We start from the raw sequence: 13,247 nt of genomic DNA on the forward strand, positions 1-13,247 counted from the left end.
ATTAAATTTATTTATTTCTAAAATGTTTGATATTTCACATCTACTAAATACTCATGAAATTTTTAGCCTCCTTCTTTCTTTGGAATATATATTTATCTACCATACTTCCTCCTCGAGAAAGATAGTTAGCTAACGAACTTATTTTTTCTATTGCGTATGTGTTATTAACCAAATAATCATATTCAATACGGGGTATAATATAACTATCTTCTTGGCTGCCTAATCCTAAGCTGCTCACTAAATTCTTTATTGTGTTTTTAGCATTATTGATTTTTTCTAAAAGAAGTTCTTCTGTAAAGACCTTGGTAGAATAAAAAGAGCTTGTAAGAATATTATTTAACTCAGACCATATTGATTTTTTATTATTTAATTTGCCTATAGCTTGGAATTGAAAATTTGTTTTAGAAAATTCATAAAAAGTATTATATTGGTTAACAATCATAACAGGATCTCGATAATTAAATGTATCTGTTTTAATCGCCTCATCATTACGCTCAAAGCACCTTCTTATGTTTTCTTCCAAGGGACAATGAAGTAAAATTCTTACAATAGGATAATAATTAAAGGAATAGGACAATAAATCATTTCTTGATTGGCTGGATATCACCAAATCAAGTGTAACATTCTCTCCTCTAAATATATATTTTTTGGCATGAGCATAAACATGTTTGTATTGCTCTAATGGACTAATACTTAAAATGTCATTTCGATTGGAATCTATAGCAACTAAAAGTTGCTGTATTATTTCCTTATTTCTTTTAAAGATATTATTGTTTATTTTATAGCCGCATATAATTTTAATAATATCATCTTTTTTAAGCGTGACTGTTAATAAATCAAATATTTCAGTAAATTTTTTAGAAAGCCTTTCGAATAATATTTCAGTATATACATTGTCTATACTTATAATTGTAAAACCAAACTTTATTAAGGCTTTTCCTAAGGTACTCTTCCCTGAAGAAGACACCCCATTTATTGCTATTACTCTACCAAAGCAACGAGACCATAAAGACCATTCTTTATAAAAATTAGCTAAAGGGATTTGTGTTAGTCTGGTTTTCTCTGCATCTAATTCTTCTTTAATATAAACAATATTATTAGGTTTAGGCCCTATAGGAGTTCGATTACCAATTTTAATTACTAATAGATTTTCTATCATTTATCCCCCTAATTTTTACATATTATTATCTTTCAATAATCCATTCTTTCTTTCCAAATAATCTTTCAGATTCTATTCCTTTTTCTTTACATGCTTGAACGAATTTACTTGATTCAATAATTTGTTTTGATTCATTAGAGTAATCTAACGCCATTACATAATTCAACCATGGTTCTTTTCCCATTGCATAAACATATGCATGTTTACATTGAAGAATGTTCACAATTGACCAAGCTTTATCAAAATTTGATCCTGATAAAGTCCTGCTCCTATCATGTACACGACTAAGCGAGGTGGTTAACAGAGGTCCATACAACCATGTTAGCGGTGCTCCATCACATTCCATACCTACGAAAAGCATATCTACTGGACCAATAATCTTAAAAATATTTTCATACAGTGCTTCATCTAAATTATTAGAATCCGCTGCAAACATAAATTGCTTGCCTTGAATGTTGATGCAGTATGAAAGTTTAGTTTGAATATTTAAATCAGCATGTTCACCTAAAAAAGGAAGAGCTATGATTTTGCCATTTTCAAAATTAATATCATCCATCTCATCTAGTTCTATAATTGAGTTAAATCCAATATGCTTCAAAATAAGCTTTATAGATGGATCCTCTAATGACCCTTTTAAATTTCTAGGTATAACAATATGACGAATCTTATGCCTAAGTTGCAATAGAGTTTCAAACATTAAATGATCTTGATGATTGTGGGTGATTATCACATAGTCAATTTGATCCGGTAAATCTTGAAATGTATATCTTGGAACTTCACTATTAATGGGATAACTGATCACTGGATCAAATAAAATTGAAGTAGATTTAGTTTGCACCAAAAGGCATGCATGGCCAAAATACCTTATTCTTATTCCCTCTCCTTCATAGTTATTATCCATTATTTTGTTAGGAGCAGTGGTGGTAAATAGTGATTTAAATAGCGCTATTTTTTCTTCAGGAATTGCAAACAAATCAATTGTCTCTTGCAAGTCACAAGGTTGTTCTTTTATTAAAAAAAGAGTATCGAGCCTCTTATCTGCAAATGGAACTTTTAAATACACTTCATCATCTTGATATAATCTGGGGGTACTTAAAACAAATTTTCTATAATCACTTATAGTATCTGAAAGAGCAATTTCTTGGTGTCTATCATCATAATAAGTTTTGTATAAAGTTGGTTCAATTAAACGTAAAGATGGATGATGATTTAAATCATATACAAGTTCTACATGACCTCTAATATTTGAAGGTAGTTTTTTATATATTTCTTCTACAGATCCGCCAGTAGCTTCATTCTGCAATAATTTATTCGCTTCTTTAATAGCATTGCTTAATGAAATTAAATCAGCACATTCTGATTTAGTCCATTCAATTAACTCTTTAATCTCATCTACAAATTTTCCTTCAAGATCTATAAACGGTCCTCCGAGCATCTTAGGATCTTTAACAGCTTGTGCATGAATTTGGGGGTTTTGTACATATGATTGCATGATCTTCAAATGACGTTCAATAATATTACAACCTGCAGTAACAGGTGGAATAAGATAAGGCCATGCATACCATCTCCAGATTAATGGTTCAGCTTTTACAGTACTTTTTAAAAAATACTCTTTCATAAATTTTCCTTTATTCTAATACACAAGAGCATTGATCAAATAATTGTTATTTATCAATGCTTTATTAATTCATTTAAGTAGCGTAATAATTTTATAATAATAATCAAGGCATAATTAGGTATTTACTAATTATTTGAGATAATAAATTCTTTCTTAACTAACAGATATATAAATAAGGTTAAATAGAACTAAATATAATTTTGCTCCTTTCAAAGAGAATTTATTGGAACATTAAAACAAATAACTAACTTCAGAAGGAAGTTAAAAACAAAAGCATTTATCCAGACAATCAAGTGAATTTAATTTTATATGATTTATTTTAGTCACTTGACGTGCAGTAAAGAGGGCAGCAGAATAATCATAGCTTAATAGCAAAGAATAATAAAAACCCTTATTATCTTCTACATCATGGCTTTTTAAGAATATTTGATCTCCATTTTTTAAGTTGGTGGTCTCTATACTTTCTAAAGGATAAGATACTCCTTTGCCATACAACTTAACTAATGCTTCCTTTTTAACCCACACATCATAAAAGAATGATATTTGTTCCTTTGGTGGGAGAGCACTCAAAGTACTATACTCTTGAGTGGTGAAGACCAACTTAGCTATTTCCAAAATTTCCAAACTATCTTCATGATATTCAATATCAATTCCAACATTGCAATTTTCTGCCACCAAATATGCGACTTTATTATGAGAGTGGGACATATTAAATTTTATATTGCTATCAGATAGAAATGGCTTGCCATATTTGTTATGCAGATATTCTATTTCAGTTGGGATTTTATTAGTGTGAGATGCTAGAATATACCTCAAAACTGCATGAGAAATAATATAATTCTGGGTTAAAAAAGATTTATAAAAATTGCTAGCCTTTTCTTGTTCCTCCTTGGAAAGAAGGTCCCATAAGTATTTGGTATTGTCTTTAAAATTTTGCACATCTAGACTATAGACCCACACTTCTTCTATAGGAAAATCATTCAACTCATTATCTATTATTAATGTCATAACAATGCTTATTTATAATAATTATTATACTGCATAGAAAACCTAAAAATTAACTTTCTTTCTCATTAAGAAATCCTCCAACTTGAGTATCCCATAGAACTTTGTATAAACCATTATTAGCAAGTAGCTCTTGGTGAGATCCATCTTCTATAATTTGACCATTATTAAACACTAATATTCTATCCATAGAAAGTAGCGTTGAGAGTCGATGAGCAATAACAAGTGTTGTCTTGTCTTGCATTATTTCCTTTAAATTTTCTTCTATAGATAATTCGGTGATCGAATCAAGCGCACTCGTGGCCTCATCAAGTATTAAAATAGGAGAATTTTTAAGTATAGCTCGTGCTATTGCTATACGTTGTCTTTGCCCTCCAGACAATTTTACTCCTCGATCTCCTACCATAGAATTATACCCATCAGGCATTTCCCTAATAAATTCATCCGCTTTAGCTTTTTTACAAGCCTCAATTATCTCTTTCTCTGATGCCTCAGGCCTAGCATATCTGACATTCTCTAATACAGTACGGTTAAATAAAACTGGGTCTTGAGGAATAAAGCCTATATTTCTTCTTAATGAATCCTGAGTAACCACTGAAATATCTTGTTTATCAATTAAAATTCTTCCGTGTTTAAGCTCGTATAGTCTCATTATTAGATTAACAAGAGTAGTTTTGCCACTACCAGAATATCCAATTAAACCTATCTTTTGTCCTGGATTTATAATAAGAGATTGATTAACAAATAAGGTAGTATCTTTATTATATGAAAAACTGATATTTTCAAAAATGATTTCACCTTTAGCAACTTTAAGCACAGTAGAATTAGGTGAATCTTTAATATCATAAGGAGTCATAAGTGCGGATAATGCTTGTTTACATATACCTATTTCTTTTGAATAGATTAAATAATTTTTAGAGAGAGTTTGCAATACCTCCATAATGGAAAATGATAAGGTAATTACAAGTGCAAAATCTCCGGAGGTAATTAAGTTTAAATTTTTAGTGTATATTAATAGGCTTAACATTATTATTGATAGAATAATAATTGATATACTTGAGAATAAGCAACGTATAAAAGTAGCAAAATGAAGTTGCTTTTCTTTTTCTTCCACATCCAGAATATTTCTACTTAGAAAATCTAGCTCGTATTTTTTAGATGAAAAAAGTTTTACATTAATAGCATTGTTAAGTGAGTCTACCAAGCTTCCTACGAGTTTACTCCTACTATAGGCAAATATATTAGACCTACTCTTTATCTGCGAATTTAGTTTAATGTACATAATAAAATAGCATAAAGACCATATAAAGAAAACTATTCCAAAATACTTATGAGTAGAAGTTAATATTGCTAACCCAAAAACAAATACTAAACTATAGGGAAGCATACCATTAATTAAGCTTTGAATAATATTTTCAATACTATTTGTCACATCATTAACTATCTTATTGCTTATGCTTCCAGCAAAATTATTTTGAAAATATTCATATGAATGAACATGAGTATAATCAACTAAACTGTAAATAATTTTGGCTTTCATTTCAGGAAAAACTTTAAGACATACCATATCCCAGCACCTATAGAATAGATTAGCGATACAAAGTATAGCAATATATACAGCAATGGGTTTTAATAAAATATTTAAGTACTTTGCGCCTTCCGTATTAAGGTTAACCGCATCAATAATTATCTTAATGAAATAAGGCCGTGCCGTAATATCCACCGCAAAGATTATAGCAGTAAAGACCATGAAGCTTATCCCAGCTTTGTATTGCTTTAATAAACTCCAGATGAACCTAGAGATATTGTCAGTTAAATTTAAAGAGGTTAGAATCGAAGACGGTTTAAAGTATCTAAATAAAAGTTCCTGCATATTTTTTATATTCTCTCTTTAAAAATAAATATCAATCTACCAATACAACCTTCTATATCTCTTTTTAGAGAACAAATCTTTATTATTACTTAATTAGTAATTGATAGTTTATAAAAAATTAGGTTTATTATATGTTATACTGAAATTTGTTAGATAGAAGTAGTTTATTTTTATGAGACCTCACTTATAAAAAGTTCAGTATTAGTATAGGAAATTAAAATGAAAGATCATTATAATAACATTTATAAATATAACAGCTGGAAGTATGGCTCTGGTTTTTTGCCTAAAGTTGATATTGGTTATATCAGGTTTTTAGAACAATTTCTTATTAAATTTAAGATTAAAAGCATGGTGGATTTTGGTTGTGGTGATTGGCAGATTATGAGCCAAACAAAAATGCCAGATGATTTAAAATATATAGGATTAGATATTTCAGATGTAGTAATTCAAAAAAATAATGAGATTTTTGCTAATGGGGAAAATGTAAAATTTATTGTACTCGAAGAAGATTATTTAACCCACACTGAACATTATAAAGCAGACTTATTAATTGTAAAAAATGTTTTGGAATTATGGCCACTTTCTAATATTATAGACTTCTTATCAAAAATACTCCCTAATTATAAATATGCGTTAATAAAAACTAAATATAATACCGAGATGGACAATGAAAATATAGAATTAGGTATTACAGACCGCCCATTGAACCTACTTAATTTTAATTATCCCCTTCAAAGTGAAATTAAGCTAGTAGCCATAATGAGTAGCTACCCCTACCAATCTCTTTATCTCTGGAAAAATAGCTCTTTCAATAATGAAGAGTCCCTATTGCAAAGTATTGATAAAGAAAATAACTTAATGTCGTTAAAGCTTTGTATTCAACCATCTAAAATAGAAGCTCTTATTCCTAAAATTATTGAACTAAAGAATTTAGTTAACAATAACTTTATTACTTTCAATCGTAAATACTTTGAACAACATAACTTACTATCTGATAAATATCAGATTAAAAAAAATGATACTTATATAGCTAATGATTTAAGAAAGGATTTTCGTCAAATTGTAATAGATAAAAATTCCGATAATAAAGAGTTTTATTTTATTCTTTTTAACAATGATTCAAGAAATGAAATTCTCTTAAATGGCTTTAAAAGCCCTGATATTATTACATTTACTGATTCAGTTATTAATGACTATTCGATAATTAAAGAAGAAGATTTTAGAATAATGGTAGATTCCCCTGTTAGTCTTCAATATTTGGAAAATGGTATATCGATTAAGCCAATTTGTTAAGTCTCAATTAATTATGGTTTTTATTTTTCTTAAAATGAAATAATGCAATTTCATCGTTTTTATACCATATATTATGCTTAATTAAATTTTCAATTTTAAATCTCACCAATTTTTCATTCCAGTTTGAGGGTATAGATTTAATATAATGGTAACCTATAAAATTAATATTATTCTTTTCACACATATTTTTAACATCATTCATATTTTTTAAACTATCATCAAAGAATATCAGATTTTTGGGTTTATATTTTATTTGATTGAAAAATGCTAATAATACTCCTCCTTTATTAGCTCCATCTGTACAAATAACACCCTTTGAAAAAGCAGGTTTTTTATCTGTTCCATCTACTAATAAATTTAACTTAATATTATAATAAGACCAATCAAACATTATATTTAAATCTTTTAGAACTTTGTAACGATGTTCTGCCATATTTTCAATTATTCCAAACTTACCTGTTTTCCATGATGAACAGGCAATAGTTGGAATATTCTTTAATTTTAAACTATGTAAAACCTTATAAATACTTGGATCTAAAATAATTTCTTCTTGTTGACTATATAAAATAGATAAATAGTATTCTAGATTCTTTGAAAAATCAGGCGATTTTCTTTTATACTCATTAATTATCTCACCCCATTTATTTTTATATTCTCCATACATGCCTGTTGTAGCATTAGGTACTGTTAATACGTCATCAACATCAAATACTACTAAGGTATCATTTTCTAATATATTATAATCAACCTCCAAGAAAGATGTTATTTTATTGAGAAAAGCTTTTTTGTGTTGATTCATATTGCATCCTAAAAAGAAGCAACAAAATAGAAAAATAACTATAGATTTAAAGAAGCGCATTAATAGCCTTTTTAGGTTTATAATATTAATAGGGGTATTAGTTGTTAGTGTTTTTATACTTCAAAATTTTTAATCTTGATATAACTTTGTTTTCTAAGTTTAAAGTTTTCAAACATATTAGTTACTAAATTATATCTTAAGTTTTCTTATTTTTATTGGGTAACTATAATTTATGTTGGCAATCAGATTCATTTATTTGCAATATTTTAGTACTCTGAGTTAAGAAGAATAATTTACATAATAAATTGTTTTTGTATTTTTTAAATAGTCTTTTAGCTTAAATATCAACTTTTCTATTATTATATATTTTCAAAATCTTTTGACCATGCTCTTCCAGCGCTTCTTCGATATCATTTCTAGCAAAATGGGCATATATAGCAGTGGTGCGTTGATTTGAGTGATTTAATACCTTTCCAATAAGATGTAAGCTTTTTCCTGATTGAGCAAGCCATGAGCCTACCGTTCTTCTAAGATCATGGAGTCTTACATTCTCTAAGTTAGCATTTTTTCTAATACGATTCCATGGTTTAGAGATATTTATTAAATGCTTGCCTTTAACATGACCTGGCAGCAAATAAGGATTGTTATCAATTCTTGGGATGTTTGAAATCAGCTCTACCGCTGGTTGGCTGAGAGGTATATAATGCACTCTACCTGCTTTAGTATCATCTAATTTAATTTCTCTGCGAGTAAAGTTTATATCTGACCATTTAACCTGCAATAATTCTGATTTGCGCATACCAGTTAGTAAATAAAGCCAAATCGCATATCTTGCATAAAGATTGGTTTCAGCTTCGATAGCTTGAATTAAATTTGGCATTTCTTCAGAACTTACCCACCTATCTCTTTTTTGCTCTTTATATAATTTGATATATTTGGTTGGATTTGAATAACTCTCATCTAGATAACCCCATTCTTTGGCAAGTTCGAATAAAGTAGACAAGAGGTTAATAGTTCTATTAGCCTCATAAGGAGTATTATCTCCTATTTTAATATGGAGATTCATTATATCAGTCTTGGTTATTGAGTTTAAACTCATATTTTTCCATATTGGAAGTAGGTGTTTCTCTATCTTGCGCTGATCTTCTTTCCAAGTTTTTTTGTGCTTTTTAGCATGTCTTTCTATATATATTTTGCAGAATTCTTGGAAGCCGACTTCCTTCTTGCCTCTACCTTTGCTTTCAGATGGATCATTACCTTTGATAACTTCTGCTAAGTGAAGTTTAGCCATATTTCTTGCTTGATCTAACGTGAGAACTTGAGTGCTACCTAAGACCACAAGTTTCTTACGTCCAGATACTCTATAAGATAAAATGTATGACTTCTTTCCTGATTCATATACTCGTACTCCGAAACCTGTGACTTCTGTATCCCACCTTACATCCCATCCCCCATTATATTGAAATTTATCTATTTCTTTTTTGGTTAATTTTATCGCATTTGACATATCTAGTTTTCCATTAGTAATTTTAAGTGACCAATAAGTGACCAAAACTTATGGCAAAATATGATTTCTTATGATAGCCAAATACTTTTTGTATTGATAAATGTCAAGCAAATAGTAGGGCTTGTGTTATGTAGTGATATTTGATGATATAATAGTTAACTGAATGGCATTCAAAAGGTCGGCGGTTCGATTCCGCCTGGCTCCACCAAAGCTTCATTAGAATTTTTAACATCCTCAAATAGCTTGAAAGGCAAAGTCTTTTTAGCGGTTCCAAATCCATTTTTCTTGTGGTAGGTAAGCTTATCTGCAAAAACCAACTTTAAAACTGTTCTTTTTTGTTCAAAATTACCGTTTTGCCATAGATTTAAAGGATTTTGCAGAAAATTACTAACATTACATAAAGCGGTTCCAAATGAAGCATCAATTGTCTCATAAGCAGAAACCAAGCTTTCTTTAATAGTTATCTCTTCTTTTATTTTTACTAAATGTTGTTCGTAACTTTCTGCTAATTTCTGGTTTTCTGTACTAATAATTTTCTTGATTAAAGCTGTTTCCTGAATTCCCAGAGCTTTAATCTCATCAATAATGGTTTTCTTAGTGTAGTTTAATTGTTTAACTTTTTTATCATAACATTCTTGTAGAATAAACTTAGCTAGCTTTATAGCTTGTGTGGAAGGTTGAGAGCCTTTAAGAAGCATAGCAAAAGAATTATCTACTTCATCTTTTTTAAAGCTTTTCCCACCCATTTCACAGTTGATAGGTTTGGTAGGACATCTATAATAAGGATGGTGACCATTCCGGCCTTTAGAAAAGCTTCCTGTTAGCGTTGTTTTACAACATTGACATTTTAAAAATCCTCTTAGTAGAAAGCATTCATAATTATCTTTTCTAAAAGCTACATTAGTAGAGATATACTAAAGCTTTTAGAACTTATTTCAATATAGCCAGCATATAAGGGGCTAGTAAGTATTTTTTTAGATAACTCTTTTGGTACTTTACCTGTCTTATATTTACTTTTTATTTGTGGAAAACTTGCTAAAAATAAATTAGCTTCCACATAATTTTGAAACCTTCCTGCTGCATAACCTTCAAATAAATCAATAATTATATCTCGTATTTCATAATCTATTTTTATAATTTTATCCTTCCCTTTGGGGTAATAATAACCTAATGGAACTCGAAAAACCCAAAATCCTTGTTGTAGCCTTTCTTTTTGTCTTGAGATTACTCTTCTTGTATTATTATCTCTTTCGTATTGAGCAAATGAAGCAGTAATATTTTCACTAAGCTTTCCTTCAGGCGTTTCGTCATATTGTTGGTTTAAGCTAATACACCGAGCCCGTCTCCTTTCTATCTCATTCTTAAAATTGTAATATAAGCTTACATCTCTTGCTAATCTACTAATATCATCTACAATTACTATTAAATTAGGTTTTTTATCAAGATACTTTAGTAGAGCCTCGAATCCTTTTCTAACACCCATCGCCCCAGAAACTGCTTCGTCTTTAAACACACCAGCAACTTTATAATTCAGTCCTTTTGCAAAGGTTTTGCATCTTTTTTCCTGGGAATCAATTCCATTCCATTCCCTTCAGTAACTTGCTTTGCGCTAGATACTCTGCAATAAATAACTGCTTCATGTATATATTTTAAATTGCTCATCTAATTAAATATTTATTAACGTTGTTAAGTTAATTACCAAGTTCTCGATTTCTTCGTTAGTAATTTCTATCCCTTCCAAAAGGTATTGGTATGTCTCGATATCTTGCATGACAAAATTCCATGTAATGCATAACATCGCCAAGACCTTTGGTAGATATTATAAATATTAATAAAAGCTGGGGTCCTCCCATGCTATAATCTTTTCTTCTTAACCACTTTAGCATAGCTAATCTTGTCATTCCTATATTTAAAGTATACTTCACCAAATGGTATATTATCTTTTTTAATTTGCTTTATATCCTCTTCATCATCAATTAGATGTATATTTTCAAGCTCAAATATTTTACCATTTTTGAACTTAATTTTGATTTCTTCTAAATCATCTTCCGCATTTCTGATATTAAAGATAGTTTCTTTTTCTTCTTTGGATAAAGCTGTTACAAATGGCCTATCAGCAACGAAGCTATCTTTTTTCTTAAGTTGCCTTCCAAATATATGATTTAAATTTAATTTAATATAAGAGGTAAAATGAGTATTAAGTTTCTCATTCACCAACAAATCGTGAGTTCCCATTACATTAGCAGTACCATCAGTAAATACTGTCAGATATGTTTGATCTGTTTTATAGCTAGCAGCTCTTGCAAAAGCATAATCCATATACGGCATCTCTTCCCCATATAAAGATTCTTTCACTTTTCTAAGCTTCTCTATCGAAAACCCATACAACCTTAATTCTACAAGAATTTCTAGATAACATATATCAATTAAACTGAATTTATACATCCCTTCTTCTAATGAGGAATCAACCAGACCTTCTTTAATCCAATGGTTTAGAACTCGTGATGTTAAAGGAGTAGCCTTAACTGAAAACAACTTTTCTTTATGCCTGCTTAGGATTTGATTCATTAATGAATTAGAATCACTTATAAGGCTTAAAAACTGGCTCACATCATGACTTAAATTTAAAACTACTTTTTTATTCATACAAATATCATTATTACACATATGTAATATAAAAATCAATAAATATTACCACTGGTAATTAAAGATATTAGAAGCTATTTAATTTTCAGGTAAGTTTCATTCCAGTGCTTTAGCTTTTAGAATTTAGGAAAATTGCCTAATTTATTTAAGATAAAAATAGCACAATTTTTGCCAAACTTTTACTGGAGTTACACCATAGAAATAGCTAAATATAATCCAAGATTTTGGGTGGGAGTGGCCTCTAAAGGTCATGTGGAAAATGGAGTGAACTTAGGTATTTGCCAGTTTTGTCATGGTAAAAGCGGCCCTGCTAAGAGGCTGACAAAGGGTGATTATGTTATTTATTATTCCTCTAAAATTACCATGGAAGGTTCAAATACTTACAAAAAATTTACTGCAATTGGCATTGTTAAAGATGATGAAACGTACCAGGTTGAGATGTTTCCAGGCTTTAAACCTTTTAGAAGAAATATTGAATATTTTCAAGATGCAAAGCATGTTGATATAATCCCGTTTATTCCAAAGCTTAACTTTATTAAGAACAAACAATCCTGGGGATATGTTTTTAGATTTGGCTTTTTAGAAATCGACCAAGAATCATTTGAAATTATAGCTAAAGAAATGTTAGGATACGTGCCAAATAAATAGGTATAAAATGAAAGATCACATAATAGAGTTATTCTATAAGGCAGAGGATTTCTTTTTCAGCAATATTAGTAAAGAAATAATCAAGATAGACGATAAAACGGTTGCTTATATAACTGGAGTAGATTCGGCTGGTCTTAATCCTATAATACAGCGAGATTTTATTATATCTCCCAATTCATCTTTAAATAAGGTAGTAGAAATATACAATAGTTATAACTTACCATGGATTTGGATAGTCTAAGAAAAATATGTGACTAGAGAACTACAAACTGCTTTTGAGGCTAAAGGATTGAAAGAAATAGATCAATCAACAGCAATGATTTATGATTTAGCTAAACACACCACTTTCATTATTAATGAGCTACAAATAATAGAAGATGATAATAATCTAAATCAGTGGAAGCAACCTCTTTGTGAAGCTTTTGAATCTAATGAAGAATCTATCTTGCAATATGTTAAATCTCACCAAAGATTCCAAGATAATAAAGGTAAATTATATCATTTTGTAGGATTTATAGACAACAGCCCTGTAACCTCTTTAACATTTTCTATAAATAACAATATTGCCAGGATAGATAAGGTGGCTACTTTTCCTAAACATCAAGACAAAGGTTATGCAACTGGGATGTTAAAATACCTCTTAAGTAAGACAAAAGAGTTGGGTGCAGATTATTATTTATAGGTAATGTTTAAAATTTA

13 protein-coding genes are annotated in these 13,247 nt (G+C 29.4%); 4 read left to right on the forward strand and 9 right to left on the reverse strand.

What is annotated here, in order from left to right:
- Positions 1-43: 43 nt before the first annotated feature.
- From EF513_RS07240 to EF513_RS07255, 4 genes are all read right to left on the reverse strand, one after another.
- On the reverse strand, positions 44-1,159 hold the full coding sequence (locus EF513_RS07240) for a phosphotransferase-like protein (RefSeq protein WP_125216728.1): 1,116 nt from the start codon (positions 1,157-1,159) through the stop codon (positions 44-46).
- 25 nt (positions 1,160-1,184) lie between these two features.
- A complete protein-coding gene (locus tag EF513_RS07245; RefSeq protein ID WP_125216729.1) occupies positions 1,185-2,777 on the reverse strand; it encodes an MBL fold metallo-hydrolase in 1,593 nt (530 codons plus the stop codon).
- A 261-nt stretch (positions 2,778-3,038) separates the two neighbouring features.
- On the reverse strand, positions 3,039-3,785 hold the full coding sequence (locus EF513_RS07250) for a 4'-phosphopantetheinyl transferase family protein (protein ID WP_125216730.1): 747 nt from the start codon (positions 3,783-3,785) through the stop codon (positions 3,039-3,041).
- Positions 3,786-3,834: 49 nt separating this feature from the next.
- Complete coding sequence (locus EF513_RS07255) at positions 3,835-5,655, reverse strand: ABC transporter ATP-binding protein (protein ID WP_125216731.1); 1,821 nt, start codon at positions 5,653-5,655, stop codon at positions 3,835-3,837.
- 219 nt (positions 5,656-5,874) lie between these two features.
- On the opposite strand from EF513_RS07255, the gene EF513_RS07260 reads away from it, so the two are divergent.
- Entirely contained in the window at positions 5,875-6,948 is a 1,074-nt protein-coding gene (locus EF513_RS07260; RefSeq protein ID WP_125216732.1) for a hypothetical protein, read from the forward strand.
- A 7-nt stretch (positions 6,949-6,955) separates the two neighbouring features.
- Here the strand turns inward: EF513_RS07260 and EF513_RS07265 are convergent, their stop codons facing one another.
- From EF513_RS07265 to EF513_RS07285, 5 genes are all read right to left on the reverse strand, one after another.
- Positions 6,956-7,747 (reverse strand): DUF2608 domain-containing protein, encoded by a 792-nt coding sequence (locus tag EF513_RS07265; RefSeq protein WP_164503865.1) that lies wholly within the window; start codon positions 7,745-7,747, stop codon positions 6,956-6,958.
- Between the two features lie 337 nt (positions 7,748-8,084).
- Positions 8,085-9,254, reverse strand: a complete 1,170-nt coding sequence (locus EF513_RS07270) for a tyrosine-type recombinase/integrase (RefSeq protein WP_125216734.1) — start codon at positions 9,252-9,254, stop codon at positions 8,085-8,087.
- 170 nt (positions 9,255-9,424) lie between these two features.
- A complete protein-coding gene (locus EF513_RS07275; protein ID WP_125216735.1) occupies positions 9,425-10,165 on the reverse strand; it encodes a recombinase zinc ribbon domain-containing protein in 741 nt (246 codons plus the stop codon).
- Positions 10,150-10,830: a recombinase family protein gene (locus EF513_RS07280; RefSeq protein WP_125216736.1), complete on the reverse strand. Its 681-nt coding sequence runs from the start codon at positions 10,828-10,830 to the stop codon at positions 10,150-10,152. Before EF513_RS07280 ends, EF513_RS07275 begins: the two co-directional genes overlap by 16 nt.
- A 278-nt stretch (positions 10,831-11,108) precedes the next feature.
- On the reverse strand, positions 11,109-11,900 hold the full coding sequence (locus tag EF513_RS07285; RefSeq protein ID WP_125216737.1) for a hypothetical protein: 792 nt from the start codon (positions 11,898-11,900) through the stop codon (positions 11,109-11,111).
- A gap of 168 nt (positions 11,901-12,068) precedes the next feature.
- On the opposite strand from EF513_RS07285, the gene EF513_RS07290 reads away from it, so the two are divergent.
- From EF513_RS07290 to EF513_RS07300, 3 genes are read left to right on the forward strand one after another with little or no spacing between them, the layout of a single operon-like run.
- Positions 12,069-12,548, forward strand: a complete 480-nt coding sequence (locus tag EF513_RS07290) for an EVE domain-containing protein (RefSeq protein ID WP_206425198.1) — start codon at positions 12,069-12,071, stop codon at positions 12,546-12,548.
- A 7-nt stretch (positions 12,549-12,555) separates the two neighbouring features.
- On the forward strand, positions 12,556-12,789 hold the full coding sequence (locus EF513_RS07295; RefSeq protein WP_125216738.1) for a hypothetical protein: 234 nt from the start codon (positions 12,556-12,558) through the stop codon (positions 12,787-12,789).
- 9 nt (positions 12,790-12,798) lie between these two features.
- Positions 12,799-13,230 carry a GNAT family N-acetyltransferase gene (locus EF513_RS07300; protein ID WP_125216739.1) on the forward strand — a complete coding sequence of 144 codons (432 nt, stop codon included), beginning with the start codon at positions 12,799-12,801 and terminating at the stop codon, positions 13,228-13,230.
- Positions 13,231-13,247 lie beyond the last annotated feature (17 nt).

Source organism: Rickettsiales endosymbiont of Stachyamoeba lipophora (assembly GCF_003932735.1).
Lineage (GTDB): Bacteria > Pseudomonadota > Alphaproteobacteria > Rickettsiales > 33-17 > RICK01.